Source organism: Acinetobacter sp. L-24, assembly GCF_056857555.1.
In genome coordinates, this window is record NZ_JBSXNI010000039.1 from 1 (window position 1) to 16,676 (window position 16,676).

15 protein-coding genes are annotated in these 16,676 nt (G+C 34.2%); 10 read left to right on the plus strand and 5 right to left on the minus strand.

Annotated features, from left to right (window positions below; translation table 11 throughout):
• Window positions 1-123, plus strand: a 123-nt coding sequence (locus tag AC13CK_RS06165) for an IS3 family transposase (protein ID WP_482830859.1), incomplete at its 5' end; no start/stop codon positions are given.
• Window positions 124-765: 642 nt separating this feature from the next.
• Here the strand turns inward: AC13CK_RS06165 and AC13CK_RS06170 are convergent.
• Entirely contained in the window at window positions 766-939 is a 174-nt protein-coding gene (locus AC13CK_RS06170) for a hypothetical protein (RefSeq protein WP_482831016.1), read from the minus strand.
• Between the two features lie 585 nt (window positions 940-1,524).
• Here AC13CK_RS06170 and AC13CK_RS06175 point away from each other — a divergent pair.
• Complete coding sequence (locus tag AC13CK_RS06175; RefSeq protein WP_425880056.1) at window positions 1,525-2,211, plus strand: sugar transferase; 687 nt, start codon at window positions 1,525-1,527, stop codon at window positions 2,209-2,211.
• A 532-nt stretch (window positions 2,212-2,743) separates the two neighbouring features.
• Here the strand turns inward: AC13CK_RS06175 and AC13CK_RS06180 are convergent.
• The 4 genes from AC13CK_RS06180 to AC13CK_RS06195 form a co-directional block, all read right to left on the minus strand.
• Entirely contained in the window at window positions 2,744-4,180 is a 1,437-nt protein-coding gene (locus AC13CK_RS06180) for a capsule assembly Wzi family protein (RefSeq protein WP_224217118.1), read from the minus strand.
• A 142-nt stretch (window positions 4,181-4,322) separates the two neighbouring features.
• A complete protein-coding gene (locus AC13CK_RS06185; RefSeq protein ID WP_425880030.1) occupies window positions 4,323-6,506 on the minus strand; it encodes a polysaccharide biosynthesis tyrosine autokinase in 2,184 nt (727 codons plus the stop codon).
• Between the two features lie 35 nt (window positions 6,507-6,541).
• On the minus strand, window positions 6,542-6,970 hold the full coding sequence (locus AC13CK_RS06190) for a low molecular weight protein-tyrosine-phosphatase (RefSeq protein WP_425880029.1): 429 nt from the start codon (window positions 6,968-6,970) through the stop codon (window positions 6,542-6,544).
• Complete coding sequence (locus AC13CK_RS06195; protein WP_425880028.1) at window positions 6,970-8,070, minus strand: polysaccharide biosynthesis/export family protein; 1,101 nt, start codon at window positions 8,068-8,070, stop codon at window positions 6,970-6,972. Before AC13CK_RS06195 ends, AC13CK_RS06190 begins: the two co-directional genes overlap by 1 nt.
• A 429-nt stretch (window positions 8,071-8,499) precedes the next feature.
• Between AC13CK_RS06195 and pseB the strand changes: the two genes are divergently transcribed.
• Genes pseB through AC13CK_RS06235 form a run of 8 tightly spaced genes read left to right on the plus strand, consistent with a single transcriptional unit; the run spans window position 8,500 to window position 16,616 of the window.
• On the plus strand, window positions 8,500-9,498 hold the full coding sequence (gene pseB, locus AC13CK_RS06200; RefSeq protein WP_425880027.1) for a UDP-N-acetylglucosamine 4,6-dehydratase (inverting): 999 nt from the start codon (window positions 8,500-8,502) through the stop codon (window positions 9,496-9,498).
• A gap of 1 nt (window position 9,499) precedes the next feature.
• Entirely contained in the window at window positions 9,500-10,660 is a 1,161-nt protein-coding gene (gene pseC / locus AC13CK_RS06205) for a UDP-4-amino-4,6-dideoxy-N-acetyl-beta-L-altrosamine transaminase (RefSeq protein WP_425880026.1), read from the plus strand.
• 2 nt (window positions 10,661-10,662) lie between these two features.
• Complete coding sequence (pseF, locus tag AC13CK_RS06210; protein ID WP_425880025.1) at window positions 10,663-11,355, plus strand: pseudaminic acid cytidylyltransferase; 693 nt, start codon at window positions 10,663-10,665, stop codon at window positions 11,353-11,355.
• Complete coding sequence (gene pseG, locus AC13CK_RS06215) at window positions 11,328-12,455, plus strand: UDP-2,4-diacetamido-2,4,6-trideoxy-beta-L-altropyranose hydrolase (RefSeq protein ID WP_425880024.1); 1,128 nt, start codon at window positions 11,328-11,330, stop codon at window positions 12,453-12,455. The genes pseF and pseG overlap by 28 nt, the downstream gene beginning before the upstream one ends.
• Complete coding sequence (gene pseH, locus AC13CK_RS06220) at window positions 12,448-13,371, plus strand: UDP-4-amino-4,6-dideoxy-N-acetyl-beta-L-altrosamine N-acetyltransferase (protein ID WP_425880023.1); 924 nt, start codon at window positions 12,448-12,450, stop codon at window positions 13,369-13,371. The genes pseG and pseH overlap by 8 nt, the downstream gene beginning before the upstream one ends.
• The gene (gene pseI / locus AC13CK_RS06225) at window positions 13,361-14,398 is read left to right on the plus strand and encodes a pseudaminic acid synthase (RefSeq protein WP_425880022.1); all 1,038 of its coding nucleotides are present in this window, start codon (window positions 13,361-13,363) and stop codon (window positions 14,396-14,398) included. Before pseH ends, pseI begins: the two co-directional genes overlap by 11 nt.
• A complete protein-coding gene (locus tag AC13CK_RS06230) occupies window positions 14,398-15,423 on the plus strand; it encodes a glycosyltransferase family 2 protein (protein WP_425880021.1) in 1,026 nt (341 codons plus the stop codon). Before pseI ends, AC13CK_RS06230 begins: the two co-directional genes overlap by 1 nt.
• Window positions 15,423-16,616, plus strand: a complete 1,194-nt coding sequence (locus AC13CK_RS06235; RefSeq protein ID WP_425880020.1) for an oligosaccharide flippase family protein — start codon at window positions 15,423-15,425, stop codon at window positions 16,614-16,616. Before AC13CK_RS06230 ends, AC13CK_RS06235 begins: the two co-directional genes overlap by 1 nt.
• Window positions 16,617-16,676 lie beyond the last annotated feature (60 nt).

Below are 16,676 nucleotides of genomic sequence, written 5' to 3' on the forward strand. Positions count from 1 at the left end.
AGGTCTGATATCTTTGAATATATTGAGATGTTCTACAATTCAAAACGCAGACATGGTTCCAATGGTCAGCGTTCTCCATTAGATTATGAAAAGGCCCATCAAAAGATGGTTAGGTGTGTCTAGAATTTTGGTGGCTATTCAGTCTCTTCAAATAATTTAACCCATACGAGTCTTTGTTGAATTTCTCTGTTCATAGACACCCATTATATTGAAATGATGTCTATGAATCACACAGCGAATAAGTCTTAAGCAATAATTTGATGGCCAACTAATTGTCATCTCTATAACTAATCCTTAATAAATCAAAAATATCACGATTCGGTTTGATGTTAATACTCAATATTATGTGCAATCGAATGACTGCTAAGATTAAAGTCAAATCTATTTCTGTGTTGTCATTCAATACTGTTTTAATGATTATTTCCCCATTTAAACTTTTTTACGTATGTTTAGAGCTTTTTATAAGCCTAATCGCAATCTATCTGTACTTAGTTAAATAGCATTGGACTATCCGGTGCTTTAAAAAAAGATAAGAATATATGAATATTGTATTTCACTATCAAAAAGCAGCTGTAGATTTTACGAAACTGTAGATAGTACAGGATTGAAATTTTTATATAAAAATATATGAAAATATAAAAACTAACCTGAATATGACTATCAATAGTCAAAATAACTCAAGGACATAATGATTAAATTATAAAAATTATGTTATTCAAATTTTTACAAATGATATAAGTAAATTTTAGGGATTTGGATATCCATCTAATAGAATTGTTGATCCTGTTGATCCTGTTGATCCTGTTGATCCTGTTGATCCTGTTGATCCTGTTGATCCTGTTGATCCTGTTGATCCTGTTGATCCTGTTGATCCTGTTGATCCTGTTGATCCTGTTGATCCGATGTAAAATTCGTGTTCTTTATCACAATGTCTAGCATTACCTTACATTTTGTCACATTTTTTTTAATGTGAGCTGTATTGTATTTTGTAATGAATATTTTATTCGATTAACAATAACTTTCTTTATTTACTATTAATATGTAGTAGGTCTTATTAAATAGAAATAATTTACGAAGTGGCTTATTTTGTTGAAGAATTTGTAAAAAATTTGTTGCAATATTGAATAAATTTTCATTAATAATATTTAAATAAAAAATTTAATAAAAAAATATTATTATAAGATTATTTTTTGGTTGGTAGCCTTTACCTAAAATATACCTCTACTTAAAAAATAACACTCTTGATATGATTGAAAAAAAATAGACATATCGAGGTGTTTATTAATGAATCTAAAAAAATATAAAAATAAAATCAAAAAAAATCAAGAAAGTAATATTTTAATATATAAACCTTTGTTTGATGAGAAAAATAATATTTTATTAAAAAGATATTCAGAAAATAAGGGTGAATATAGAAGTAAAATAATACAATTTTCTTCAGAAAAAGATCGATCAAATAAAATGAATAAAAAAAAATTTAGGTATTTTATGCATAAAGGTAATTTAATTTTAAGAAATTCTTTAATACCTCAAGTACATTTTTATTCCTTTGCTTATTTATTTGAAGGTAAAGAAGATGTATCTAAGCGATTAATTGATATAGTTATTGCATTAATGGCTTTAATTATATTATTTCCAATTTTTATTATAGTGGCTTATAAGGTTCAAAAAAATTTAGGTTCTCCAATTTTCTTTTATCAAGAAAGACCGGGTAAAAATGGTAAATTATTTAAAATGATTAAATTTCGTTCTATGAGGAATGCAATAGATAAGGATGGTAATCCTTTACCTGATAAACTTCGCATCACTTCATTTGGAAAAAAATTACGTTCTACTAGTTTAGATGAAATGCCTCAGCTGATTAATGTTTTAAAAGGAGATATGAGTATTGTCGGACCTCGACCTCAAATGAAAGAGTTTCTTCAACATTATACTGAAGAACAAATGAGACGACATGAAGTAAAACCTGGTATGACAGGACTTGCTCAGGTCAGTGGACGTAATAATTTATCTTGGGAAGAAAAATTTGAATTAGATGTGCAATATGTTGAACGGTATAATATATGGCTTGATTTTAAAATTATGTTTAAAACGGCTAAAGTGATGTTGAGTCAAGAGGGAGTCAATGCTCCTGATCAGGAAGTCGGTGCTGCGCGCTTTTCAAAAAAAAGCATTCATGACACTAGTTTATTTACAAAAGAGGTGAAATAACACCAAGTATGCATAAATAAGACTTTCACGAAAGCTAAATGCGGAGTACTACAAGATTATATGTAGACTATTAATATTGAGCATAGGCGAGTATTAGCACAATGCACCTATGGCTATCAACTACAGGTATCGAATGAGATACGAGTAAAAAACTGAATGTTAGATTGACAGTTCTACAAAAATAGTAAGTGTATGAAAAGTGGTTTGAGATCAATGTGACACTCAGGCTAGAAAATTGATGCTGACGCAAGTGATTAATAAAAGGTATAGTCAGTCCTGAGCTACTGAGCCATATATTAGTTGATAAGTATGGTGATTATTGACCCTTCTCTCATAAGTAGCTGATTTATCAGCGGGCTGGGGTCAATCACCTTTTTAAAGACTGGTTCAGTCGGTGTAGGGCAGCTCGATGCATTATCGGATACTCAATAAAAAACCAGCAAGCGCTAGTTTTTTATTTTCAGTTTCATCAGTATTTTGGGAGCTATGGGAAAGTTGTCGCTACCACCCGTACTTGAGTGTTGAATAGGTCTTAATAGGAAAATAAGCCCTTTTCTAAGGGGAATTCGATACCAATTGATACACCGCCATCGTTACCATGTACCTTAGAGTCACCCACCCACCCATTCAGTTTAAGTGGAATGTCTGGGCGTAGATAATGTGTCCAGGTTAGATCTAGCGCTTTTAATTCATCTTGCTGCGGAAACGCCAGATTAGTGGCTCGATTGGATTCATTTAGTTTGGCTAATAATACCCGTGCATTGAGTCGATTTAAAGAATCAAAACGAATATCACCGCCAATAGATATCATTTGTCCATCACCTCCTATAGCATGCGCTAGAGGATAGCCATGTTGGTAAAAACCATCTGTATATACACTATGATTATAGGAAATGCCCTGTACCTTGCCATTGGTACGCGTGTCTGCCCATTCGGTATACAGTTGGAAAGGCATATTGTTATAACTTGATGAATAATCGACTCCAGCCAAATACATTTTTTTGGCCGGCAAGCCGCCTGCTTCATCTTCACCAACATATTGCGCATAGATACCCATCGGGACTTGCACGAGGGGATGTAGATTTAAGCGTGCATCAAAACCAGCAATTTGATTTGACGGATTAATGGTGTCGCCATATACATTATCTTTACCAATTAATGCATCCCAAAATGAGTCAAAATTTTCAGGTCTTCCTTCACCACCCCATTGAATAGCACGTGATGCACCAAGCTCCAAAGAGGGTAAAGGTTGTGCAGTGACACGTAAGCCAATCAGTTTGGCATCAGGCACAGCATCGTAGTCATCCAGTTGTCCGGCAAAAGCTTGATATTGCCAAGGTCCAATCCAGGCCAACCATTTGTTTGCAAAGGCATTCTGTTCGGCACGCTGCATCGTCATGCCATAGACAGGGCGGTTGGCATCACCACGAATTAAACTGCCATCATGTGCAGGACCCCAGTAGGTTGGGATCTGTCCAGCAATCAGCCATTGATTCCATAATTTTCCAGCGATATATGAGCCTTCAAGATTAAGATCTTGATCATTGTCAATCTGTAGATCTTTTTCTGCGTTCACACGAATTCTGGCATCCCAGTTCTCGTTACCCGCATTTAGCTCGATGCCTATCTGGTATTGCGCTTTTTGCTGATCGCCAAAGGCTTGAGGAATATTCTTTTGATCAGTTTCTGCAAATAAGGATGCTTTGAGCAACTGGTTATTGGCATTCAAATGTGTCAATACAGTATCAATTACTTTTTGCTGAGTATTATTGTTGATTTTAGCTTGGGCAAGAGCACGTTGAATTTCATCACCACTCATTGGCCAAGTGGAAGTACTGATTTGAATCACACCCTGCTGATTAAGCCAGTTTAAATCGGTACGTAAGTTTTGGTCATTTAAAGCGATGCCTTGTGCAAAGGCGAGGGAAGAATTTAATGCCAAGGTAGCGAGCAGTGTTTTGGATAACATTCTTGTATATTCTCAGGACTTTTAAACTATAACCACGATAGGTTTTTTAGTTGATTTTTTCAACAATCATTTGCAATAAATGTAAGGAAGGATAATTTCACACCCTGCTCAAACAGAGTGTGAAATTTGAGTTTAGAATAGATTAGTCATTATCTTTATGTGCAGTATAAGCATAGGCATAATTATAACCATAACTACCAGCAGAGCCTTTTTGTACGTCATTTAGAATAACACCATTAACTTTTACATTAGCTTGTTCAAAACGATTGACAGTAATTTCAAGTTCTTTAATTTGGGTTTTTCCATGACGTGCAATCAATAAATTAACGCCTGCGTATTGTGCAATAATAATACCATCTGTCACGGCAAGGACTGGTGGAGTATCAATCAAGATATGATCAAAAGAGGCTGATGCCTGATCTAAAAATGCTTTAAATTGATCTGTGCTCAAAAGTTCAGAAGGGTTGACTGGGCTTTTGCCTCGAGTAACAAAGAACAGGTTCTCTACAGTAGAGTTTTGTACTACATCTGCATAGCTATTTTGGTGATTCAATAGTTCTGCTAAACCTGGTTGTACCTCTGCATTGAAATACTTATGTAAATAACCTCGACGCATATCACCATCAATCACTAATACTCGTTTTCCGCCTTGCGCTAAAATAGTTGCCAAGTTAGTGGTAATAAACGATTTACCAATTTCCGGAGCAGGGCCCGAAATAGCAATTACATTATTATTGGCATTCATGAGGGCAAAATGAATCGCTGTTCGCATACTACGTAAGCTTTCAATTGCAATATCACTGCTATCTTTAACTGCAAGAATAGGAATATTCTTTTTCTTTTTTAATAATTTAATACGACTTTCTTGAATAACGGAGCGCGGTACAGTGGCATAGACAGGAAGATCCAACTCATTTTCGATCTGAGCCGCATCTTTAATACCTGAGCGCATCATATTACGTAACAATGCCAGCAATGTTCCTAAGAAACCACCAAGGAAAATTGCTAAAATCAGAATCTGTAATTTCTTTGGTTTAATTGGTTCAATGGGTTCAACCGCAGTATCGACAATACGGACATTACCAATTTCACCTGCTTTAGCAATTCGAAGTTGTTGATACGAATTGAGCAAACCTGTATACAATTGTTGCTTCACTTCGACTTCACGGAAAAATTGTAAGTACTGACGTTGTAATTCAGGTAAACGTTTTAAAGTCCCATTTAGTTCAGCAATTTTTTGATTGATTGCACTGAGTTGCGCATTCATTTGCTGCATCATTGGATGTTCGCCGGTATATTTAGCTGAAGCTTCTGCAACTAGCTGTTCCAGTTCTGCTTTTTTTGTTTCTAAAGTGATGCTCTGAGTTAAGTATAATTCCGATTCTTTAGTCACATCTACAGTATTATATTGCTGACGAAAACGGTTAAATTCACGCTCTGCAACATCGAGTTGTTGTTTGAGTTCAGGTAATTGATCTTCTAAAAACTTAAGTGTTTGAGCCGTCTCTGCTGAACGACGTTCAATATTCTGCTGGCTATAAGCAGCTAAAATTGCATTCAAAACTTCAGTAATATGTTGTTTGTCATTGCCTTGATAGTTTAATCCCAGCACACCACTCATCTTACCTTTTTCAGCGACTGAGTAATTGGCGGTTAAAGATTGCATCGCAGCAGGTAGGCTTTGCTTTTGTATATTATAAACGGCATCAAAACTGTCTTGACTAAAAATACCTACTTTCCAGAGGCCATATTCAGATGAGGATTGACTTACTTGATTTAGGGGAGCAGAAAAAACTACTTGTTCTGTGATCGCATCAGTCAGGCTATATTTGCCTGGCTCAAAGCTTAAAATTAAGTTTTTATCTTGGAAGTATTGAGGAATATCGAATTGGCGAATATCAAAACTGTTTTGATTATCTTTAAATAATACAGATTTTTCTGAATACTCGGTGGCGTATTGATGGTTGGCCATTAACCGGTTCCAGAAGCTATCCTCTATACCAGATACACGAATATTTAAATTTAAATGATTGATGACCTCGCCCAATACCAAACGTGATTTCAGAATTTCAATTTCGGCTTGAGCAGGGGATTTTTGGTCGATCATACCTGATAAATCCCCTAACAATGCAGCGGAAGTACCTTTACTGTCTTCGACTTGTACCATGGCATCTACTGCATAAGTATCCGGTGTGGTTCTTAAATACAGTAAGGCACAAATCAGACTTAAAATAATGCACAATGCAATAAGTTTCCATTGCGCAATTAAAGAAAAAAATAATTCTTTTAAATCAATGGTGTCTTCGGTGTTGGCGGTTTGGCTCATAATTTACATATCAAAAAGTGAAAATATTAAAAAACTTAAATATATTTTTTCCAGTCAGCAATACAGGCTTGAATCAACTGGCAGGTCTCATCAAAGAATGCTTGATCATGTTGATAAGGATCGGCAACATTTGTACTCTGCCAATGACCTAATCTAAACGTTTTACCTTTGGCAAAAGGCCAGGTTTGTTCTATATGCTTTTGCTGATTTTGACTCATCACAAGAACTAGGTCAGCTTTTTTGATCAGTTCAGCATCTAGTTTTTTCGCAATATGTGGACTCATATCAATCCCAAAACGTTGCATGCATAGGCTGGCTTTTCCATCAGCTGCATGACCGACTAAACCGGAAATACCCGCAGATTCTATCTCTAAATGAGGATATTCCTGTTTTAAAAAGTATTCTGCCATAGGACTACGGCAAATATTGCCAATGCAAACCACCAAAATATTTTTAATTCTCATTAGTTCCCCAAACGTTCAAAATTATATAAAGCATTTGAGAATGGAATAATCTGATTCACTACACGTTGCCAGCGTGCCAAACCAGATGCATCCACATAAACAATATCATTACTGCGCATTTTAAACTGATTAGCGAGACCGAAATCGGCAATACTGGTCAAGTCCATCTGGTAGACTTCAGTGTGAAGTGCATTTGGTTGACTTCTTACAATATAAACTTTACTCCGACTGGCAGAAAGTGGATTTAAGCCCAAACTTTCTCCTAGTACATCACTCAGACTCATGCCTTGATCACGTATGGGTAATGACTGATTTTTGCCAGATTCACCCATAACATAAATTTTTTGATTTTCGCGATTATTGACATATAAGGTGTCATTGGGCTGAATCAGCAGATTATGGAGTGAGAGGCCAGCTTTTTCTAGCTCTACAGTGTTCAGACTATATGAGCGTCCTTGGCGTACTAATGTGATAGAAGCATTATCACCCTGCTCTGCATTTACACCGCCTGCCATCCCTAAAGCAGTATAAACACTAACAGGTTGATCGCTTAAATAGAATTGACCGCCTTTCAGAACTTTACCTTGAACCGAATAACGTTGACCTTGATAAGATAGTACTCGTGCGATCACATCCGGATTTTTTAGGTAACGTGATAGTTGACTACGTAATTCACGGTTGACCTGGGTCAGTGATTTTCCTGCGGCTTTATAACGGCCAATAATTGGAAACTGAATATAACCTTCGGAATCGATTTGGAAACCATTCGCTTGAGCAGACTGCTCACTACTAATATTCGTTGGAGATGTGAGTTCTGGATAAGCCCACAAATAAATAGATAAAATATCCCCTGAACTTAGACTGTAGTTACGATGCTGCGCACTAAAAAGATGGGCATATTCTTGTTGAATATTCTGTACGGCAGGCTGAACAGCCATAATAGAATCTTGAGTAAGTTTTATGACATTCACTGTAGTGCCAAGGTCGGTTTGAAAAACGCCTTCGCTAGGTAAGTCGTAGGTTTGTAAACCAGAGGTGACCGCACATCCTGTGGTAGCAATACCGCCTGCCAATAAAAGAATTAATTGAAAATGTCGCACATGTTTTCCCAAATATTAATTTTTAAATTCATTTTAAAATGAGGCTATTCTACCTAAGTTATAGGTTATATACATAGCAATTTGTAACGATGTTCGAACTTTACAAGATAGAAAATTGATGCCCTCAAAAAAGCATAAGCTATTTAAGAATTATAAATAAAATATTAAATTTTCACAAAAAATATACACTACGCTATTTTTTAGTAAATGTGAGCACAAATCATAATAGAAACTTCATAATTTTCTGCTAGTATCCCTGCCGACAGATCTTTTACAAAAAATTATTTATTGTGAAATTCAGTATAAGTGACTTATTTATTACAAATAGTCTATATCTAACGGACATGTACTTTTTTAAAAGTAGATTAGAATTTAGAATATTAATCTTATACCTAGTAGATTTTAAACCCAGGTTTCTCAGAGGAACAAATGCTAACTAACTCGACAATCCTTATAACCGGTGGCACTGGTTCTTTCGGTAACACTTTTGTGCCGATGACGCTTGCAAAATATAATCCTAAAAAAATCATCATTTTCTCTCGTGATGAAATGAAACAGTGGGATATGGCTAAAAAGTTCCAAGGTGATGATCGTGTTAGATTTTTTATTGGTGATGTGCGTGATAAAGAGCGTCTTTATCGTGCACTAGATGGGGTTGATTACGTCGTACATGCAGCAGCCACTAAAATTGTTCCAACAGCAGAATATAATCCTTTTGAATGTGTAAAAACTAATATTAATGGTGCGATGAACCTCATCGATGCTTGTATTGATAAGGGTGTAAAAGGTGTTGTAGCGCTTTCAACAGATAAGGCGAGCAGTCCAATTAACCTGTATGGAGCGACTAAACTAGCTTCTGATAAATTATTTGTTGCTGGTAATTCCTACTCTGGTGAGCATGGTACTAAGTTCTCAGTCGTGCGTTATGGAAATGTGATGGGCTCTCGTGGTTCTGTAATCCCATTCTTTTTGTCAATTAAAGATAGTGGTGTATTACCTATTACTGATGAACGTATGACTCGTTTTATGATTTCATTAGAACATGCTGTGGATTTGGTTTGGCATGCTTTTGACGACATGGTAGGTGGAGAGATTTATGTTAAAAAAATTCCATCTATGAAAATGACAGACTTGGCTCGCGTTGTTGCGCCTGAAGCCAAGCAAGAAGTGATTGGTATTCGTCCTGGTGAAAAGCTGCATGAGCAAATGATTAGTGCTGAAGATGCTTACTACACCTATGAGTATCCAGAACACTTCAAAATTCTTCCTACAATTAATCAGTGGGCAACTTGTCCAAAACGTATTAAAGACGGTAAGAAAGTACCTGAAGGCTTTGTGTATGCGAGTGATAATAATACTGAGTGGATGAGCGATGCTGAACTACAAGATTGGATACAAGCTAATCGTGAAAAAATAGGAAATATCTAAAATGTTTATCCCATATGGCAAGCAAAATATAAACCAGCAAGATATTGATGCAGTAGTCAGTGTTCTTCAGTCAGATTTTCTTACACAAGGCCCACAAGTTCCTTTATTTGAAAAAACAGTTGCCGATTATGTTGGTACAGAATATGCATTGGCAGTAAATAGTGCAACTTCTGCTTTACATATCGCTTGCTTGGCATTGGGATTGCAAAAAGGAGATGTATTGTGGACATCTCCTATTACTTTTGTGGCTTCTGCGAATTGTGCACTTTATTGTGGTGCAGACGTTGATTTTGTAGATATTGATGCACAGACTTATAATATGTCTGTAGATGCATTACAGCAAAAATTAGTACAAGCTAAATTAGAAAATAAGTTACCTAAAATAGTGATTCCTGTTCATTTGTGTGGACAATCATGCGATATGGCAAAAATCTATGCTTTATCTAAAGAATATGGGTTTCATATTATTGAAGATGCATCTCATGCGATTGGTGGAAAATACCAGTCTGAGTTTATAGGTGCATGTAAATATTCTGATATTACAGTTTTTAGTTTCCATCCTGTAAAAATTGTGACCACTGCAGAAGGTGGTATGGCATTAACCAATAATGCAATCTTGGCACAAAAAATGGAATTATTAAGAAGCCATGGTGTTACCCGCAATACAGCATTAATGAGTAAAGAGACTGAAGGGCCGTGGTATTACCAACAAGTAGAATTAGGCTTTAATTATCGTATGACGGAGTTACAGGCGGCTTTGGGAGTATCTCAAATGCATCGATTAACTCAATTTGTAGAAAAGCGTCATACAATTTCAAAAAGATATAATGAAGTTTTGAAAGATCTGCCTGTCATTTTACCTTACCAGATTCCTGAAAGTTATTCAGGTTTGCACTTATATGTGATTCGTCTGAAGTTGGGTGAGCTTAAAGCATCACGTAAACAAGTTTTTGAAGCATTACGTGCCAAAGGTATTGGTGTAAATGTTCACTACATTCCTGTGCATACGCAGCCCTACTATGAAAATCTAGGTTTTAAATTTGGGGATTTTCCTGTAGCTGAAGCCTACTATGATTCAGCGATCAGCTTACCAATGTACCCCGATTTGACAGATGACCAGATTCAATACGTGTATGAGTCACTGAAAGAGGTTCTAGTATAACTATGCAGTTGGCTGTGATTCCTGCACGTGGTGGAAGTAAAAGAATACCGCGTAAAAATATAAAGATGTTTCATGGCCAACCTATGATTGCTTGGTCAGTTCAAGCAGCTATAGATAGTGGTTGTTTTGATGAGGTTTGGGTATCTACAGACGATGAGGAAATTGCGGCAGTTGCACAAGCTTATGGTGCAAAGGTGCCTTTTTTAAGACCTGCACATTTGTCTGATGACTTTGCAACCACTGCAGATGTGATGTCACATGCAGTAGAGGAGTTTGATAAGTTAAATCATACCTTGCCAGATTATATTTGCTGCTTATATGCGACTGCTCCGTTTGTGACCAAAGCAGACTTGGTGCAGGGGCTAGAAAAGATTAAAAATAATAGCGATTTGAATTATGTGTTTAGTGCAACAACTTACCCATTCCCAATTCAACGTGCAATAAAGCTGAATGCAGATGACACTGTGGAAATGTTTTCACCACAATATTTTAATGTACGCTCTCAAGACTTAGAAGAAGCCTGGCATGATGCTGGGCAGTTCTACTGGGGTACTGCGGGAGCTTGGTTTAATAAAGAGATGATTTTTGCCTCTCAATCTAGTGTTGTAGAGTTACCGCGTTTTAGAGTACAAGATATAGACACACAAGAAGACTGGGATCGTGCTGAATGGTTATTCAAAGCAATACAGCAATGAAAGTTGTCTTTCGGGTAGATGCCTCTATTCAAATGGGTACAGGGCATGTCATGCGGTGTTTGACTTTAGCTGATGCTTTGAAGAATCGGGGGGCGGAATGCTATTTTATTTGTCGTGAGCATTCTGGCAACTTGATTGGTCTAATTACCCAGCGAGGCTATCATGTTGATGCATTGCCTTATATGGATTTATCTCAAGAAGATAAGTTGCAAAACCTTAATGCTGATCTTGCGCATGCTTCTTGGCTAGGTGCAACACAAAAAGCAGATGCGAGTTTATGTACTCCTCTTATGGAAGCATTAAAGCCAGATTGGTTGATTGTTGATCATTATGCTTTGGATATACGCTGGGAACAAGTATTACGTCCATATTGCAAACGAGTAATGGTTATTGATGATTTAGCTGACCGTCAGCATGATTGTGATTTTTTAATTGACCAAAACTATCTGCCTTCATATGAACAACGATATGATAATTTAGTTCAAGCAACAACAAAAAAATTATTGGGGCCATCTTTTGTATTGTTAAGGGATGAGTTTTTAAATTTAAGAGAGAAAAAATTACAGCAAATGCCTAATATCGAGGCGCATATTTTGATTAATTTTGGAGGAATAGGAAACTATTCTTTATTATCAAAAGTTATTGAAGCAATTAATATTTTTAAAAAGCAATCTTTTTATATTGTTACAGGCGGGTTAGATCCGCATCTACTTTTAGAGTTAGAGAAATCTATTTCATATTCAAAAGTCAAGATTGTAGAAACAGCAGTAAATATGGCGGATATTATGTCTCAGAGCCAATATGCTATTGGTGCATGTGGTTCAACGGTTTGGGAGAGATTTTGTTTGGGGCTGAATTCAGGGTTGATAGAAATGGCTGAGAATCAGACACCACTTTTAAACTATCTGACTAAAATGAATTTGATTGATAATCTTGGTAATGTTAATTCTTTAACAACAGATGATATTTTAAAACTATTACAAAATCTAGATTTAACAGATGCAAAATATAGTCATAGAAAAACAGCAATAATGAGTTTGATAGATGGTAAAGGCACACAACGTGTGGTTGAGATGATTTTAGAGGTAGCAAATGTTTAAAGGAAATATCCGTTCAATTCAGCTTGCTGATGCAGAAATGATTTTGAAGTGGCGAAATCAAGATTCAGTACGATTAAACATGTATAACCACGAGATGATTGATTTAGATACTCATATGAAATGGTTTGCCTCAATTCTTAAAAGTGATAGCTGTCAATATTTTATTTATGAGCAAAATCAAAAACCATTAGGAGTGTTGTCTTTTTCTGAAATTGATAAAAAAAATAAAAAAGCGACTTGGGCATTTTACTCAGGTGATACTACTGTTAGAGGTATAGGCTCTGAAATGGAGCAACTCGCCTTAGATTATGCTTTTAATAAATTAGATTTAAATAAACTTTATTGTGAGGTTTTAGAGTTTAATACTACGGTTATTAGCTTTCATCGCAAGTTTGGATTTAAGGTTGAAGGGGTAAAAAGACAAGATTACTTAAGAGATGGTAAATATTATGATATTTATCAGTTATCCTTATTTAAAAGTGACTACTTGAAAACGAAAAATAATGATAAGTATTTGATAGAAAAAAATTATAATTGGAACTTTGAAGTTTCAGGGAATAAGATAGATAAGTTTGCTGAACTTTCAGGTGATAAGAATGCAGTACATTTAAGTAATGAGCGTGCAGTAACACTCGGTTTTTCAGAAAGAATTGTGCACGGAGCTTTAATTTTAGCTGAAATTTCAAAAATTGCAGCTATGGAGTTTCCTGCTCAAAATGCTATTTATTTATCTCAAAAAGTAGATTATAAAATGCCTGTTTATCCAGGTTTAGAGCTTGAAGGACGAGCGAAATTAAAAACTCAAATTGGTCGTTTTGTCATTATTGAATATAGTATTTTTCAAAATGAGAAATTAGTTATTTGGTGTGAGTCTGAGTTTTTACTAAGTAATGAGGCTTTAAAAAATGAAAATTAATAATAGAAAAATTGGAACTGATTTTCCTCCTTATATTATTGCTGAATTGTCTGCCAATCATAATGGTCGTTTAGAAACAGCGTTAAAAATTATAGAGCAGGCAAAAGTCTGTGGTGCAGATGCTGTTAAGCTACAAACTTATAAGGCTGATACCATTACCCTTAATAGTAAAAATGAAGAATTTATGATTCGTGGAGGGCTGTGGGATGGTCAGTCATTATATGAGCTTTATGAGAAAGCACATATGCCTTGGGAGTGGCATAAGCCTTTGTTTGATTATGCTCGTGACCTAGATATTACTATTTTTAGCTCTCCTTTTGATCGAACAGCGGTAGATTTACTGGAAGACCTAAATGCAGCTGCATATAAAATTGCATCTTTTGAAGCAGTAGATTTGCCATTAATTAAATATGTGGCTGCTACAGGTAAGCCAATGATTATTTCTACAGGTATGGCAGATAAAGAAGAAATTGCAGAAGCAGTACAAGCGGCCTATGATGGCGGGTGTAAAGAGTTGGCAATTTTACATTGTGTAAGTGGTTATCCTGCACCAGCAGAAGATTATAATTTAAGAACGATTCAGGATATGGCTTTAAGTTTTAATATTCCTGTTGGTTTGTCTGATCATACTTTAGATAATACAACTGCGATTGCCTCGGTTGTATTAGGTGCTTCTATTATAGAAAAGCATTTTACTTTAGATCGTAATGGCGGTGGGCCTGATGATAGTTTTTCATTAGAACCTGAAGATTTGAAACAATTATGTGTTGGTGCCAAAACAGCATGGCAGGCTTTAGGGCAGGTAGATTATGGTCGTAAATCTAGTGAGCAAGGCAATGCACAATTTAGACGTTCGCTTTATTTTGTGAAAGATATGAAAGTAGGCGATGTCATTGATGAAACTTGTATACGTAGCGTTCGCCCTGGTTTTGGTTTAGCACCTAAGTTTTTTGATGAAATTATTGGTAAAGTAGTTTTACGGGATGTGGTTGGTAATACACCAGTAAAGTGGGAAATTCTAAAGTAATGTTATTGTCAATAGTTATTCCTTTTTTTAATACTTTCGATAGAAGCGAGTCTTTACGTCATATCATTAAAAGAACATTAACTGAAAATAAAGATATAGAATTTATTTTAGTAAACGATGGTTCAGTTGATTCAACTTTTAGTAAGCTAATTAATTATTATAAAGAATTTAGTAAAAGTTCATGTTTGAAAATTATAGATCAAGAAAATAAAGGGCCGGGAGGTGCTAGAAACAATGGTCTAAAAAATGCGACAGGAAAATATATATGGTTTGTAGACTCAGATGATAACATAGATATATCAAATGCATATGAGCGATTAAAGCAAGCAATAGAACTTGATGTTAATTTTGACTTTATTGATTTTAATATTAGAGAAAATAATAAAATAACTAATTCAATGGGTAATGTGGAGTCTGGATATTACCCATCTTTTGAAAATAAATATTTGGATTTAGGGCGAATAGTAACTAAGATATTTTGTAGAGATGTTTTTATAATAAATAATGTTACTTATCCTGAAAAAGTTATATATGAAGATAATTATTTAATTTATATTTTGCCAATTTTTTTAAATAATTTTTTTAAGTTTAATGATGCAGTTTATGAGTATGTAGAAAATCAAAACTCTATAACTAGGCAGAAATTTAATAGAAAATATTATGATCGCCTACTAACTTCATATGAAGGGTTGGAAAACCACTATTATCTAAATAATAAAAAAATAGAAGAAGGTGTTTTAGTTAGATTCAATGAAATTTTTTATGAAAATACATTGCTTTATATTATTGGTGGTATTTTAAAAGGTGAAATTGATAAAAGGGAGTTAATGGAAGTAAAGAAAATTATAGAATGGTGTAATTTTTTAAAGAAAAAATATAACTTTAAATTTATTATTTCAAATAAGAGAAGTTTTAAAATTAAGATTTTATTTGAAATTATTTATATCTTATCAATTTTTTTTGGATCAAAAGATTGGTATTCATATTTTTTAAATTTAAATAAAGAAGAATGGAAAATTAAATAATGAGTGCTAGAAGCTCAATAGTTATTTATTTTTTTGGTGAAATGATTTCCAAAGGCTTACCATTTTTTTTTATACCATACTTAACTAGAAAACTAGGACCAGCTGGTTACGGTGAGTTAGCGTATGCTCTTACTATTATTGCCTTTGCGAGCATATTTATTAGTTTAGGGCAAGAGGCTGCAACTTTTAGCTATTATTATAAAAAGGGGAAAAAGGCATTACCATATTTAAGAACTTCTAGTATGATATTAATGTTTGCTCTAACTATTCTAGTTGCTATTTCATTATTTTTATTAAAAATAAAATATTGGTTTCTCTTAGCATCTATATCATCAGTTGCAATATTAATTAACTATCATATGGCAACTTTACAGGCTCAAAAAAAAGAATTTGAATATATATTAATTCAAATAAGTTCTGCTATTTTACTAATTATTTTTACGTTTTCATTTCTTGAATTAATGGACGGTGATAAAGTAAAGTTAAGATTAGATGCAATGCTATGGTCAAGTATTGTAGTTTTAATCCCAATTATTTTTTTCTTTATTAAGAATACCTATAAGTTTGTAAATTTAAAAAAGATAAAATTATATAGTTTGTATTTATTAAGTTATGGTATCCCAATTTTCTTTCATTCGTTTTCTTTACTAATTAAAGGACAAATAGATAGGATTTTTATATATAAACAGTATGATGCTTTATCTTTAGGTGTCTTTTCTGCTGGAGTGCAGATAGCTGGTTTATTGACTATAATATTAGGAGTTCTTAATAAAGCATTGGTTCCAACGTATTATGAAAAATTAAAAAATAAAACTTTAAATGAGAGTAAAATCATAAAATTGGCTTTATACTCTTTGCCTTTGACTTTAATTCCTGGTGGATTGGCTTTTTTTATACCAGAAAGTGCTTATATTTGGTTTTTAGGGCAAGAATATAGTGGCTCTAAATATTTTACATATATGTATGTTTTTGGCATATCTTTGAATATACCTTATCTAATTTTAGTGAATTATTTTTTTTATCATGGTTATACAAAAAAATTGTCAAAATGTACGATTATCAGTACACTTATTTATATACTCTTTCTATGGTTATTTTCTGCAAAAAGTATTTTTTTAATACCATATGCTTTAATTTTTTCAAATATATTTTTGGTATTGATTTTATGGTGGTTTTTAAAAAATGAGAAATAATTTGATAATCTGTGTTACACCATTACAGATGCTAATTGCAGAAAAAATAATAGATTTATA

Bases quoted from the DNA above. Each gene is read 5' to 3' on its own strand.
- AC13CK_RS06170 (WP_482831016.1), bottom strand. From the start codon at position 939: ATGCTAGACATTGTGATAAAGAACACGAATTTTACATCGGATCAACAG.
- AC13CK_RS06180 (WP_224217118.1), bottom strand. From the start codon at position 4,180: ATGTTATCCAAAACACTGCTCGCTACCTTGGCATTAAATTCTTCCCTC.
- AC13CK_RS06185 (WP_425880030.1), bottom strand. From the start codon at position 6,506: ATGAGCCAAACCGCCAACACCGAAGACACCATTGATTTAAAAGAATTA.
- AC13CK_RS06190 (WP_425880029.1), bottom strand. From the start codon at position 6,970: ATGAGAATTAAAAATATTTTGGTGGTTTGCATTGGCAATATTTGCCGT.
- pseB (WP_425880027.1), top strand. From the start codon at position 8,500: ATGCTAACTAACTCGACAATCCTTATAACCGGTGGCACTGGTTCTTTC.
- pseC (WP_425880026.1), top strand. From the start codon at position 9,500: ATGTTTATCCCATATGGCAAGCAAAATATAAACCAGCAAGATATTGAT.
- pseF (WP_425880025.1), top strand. From the start codon at position 10,663: ATGCAGTTGGCTGTGATTCCTGCACGTGGTGGAAGTAAAAGAATACCG.
- pseG (WP_425880024.1), top strand. From the start codon at position 11,328: ATGGTTATTCAAAGCAATACAGCAATGAAAGTTGTCTTTCGGGTAGAT.
- pseH (WP_425880023.1), top strand. From the start codon at position 12,448: ATGTTTAAAGGAAATATCCGTTCAATTCAGCTTGCTGATGCAGAAATG.
- pseI (WP_425880022.1), top strand. From the start codon at position 13,361: ATGAAAATTAATAATAGAAAAATTGGAACTGATTTTCCTCCTTATATT.
- AC13CK_RS06230 (WP_425880021.1), top strand. From the start codon at position 14,398: ATGTTATTGTCAATAGTTATTCCTTTTTTTAATACTTTCGATAGAAGC.
- AC13CK_RS06235 (WP_425880020.1), top strand. From the start codon at position 15,423: ATGAGTGCTAGAAGCTCAATAGTTATTTATTTTTTTGGTGAAATGATT.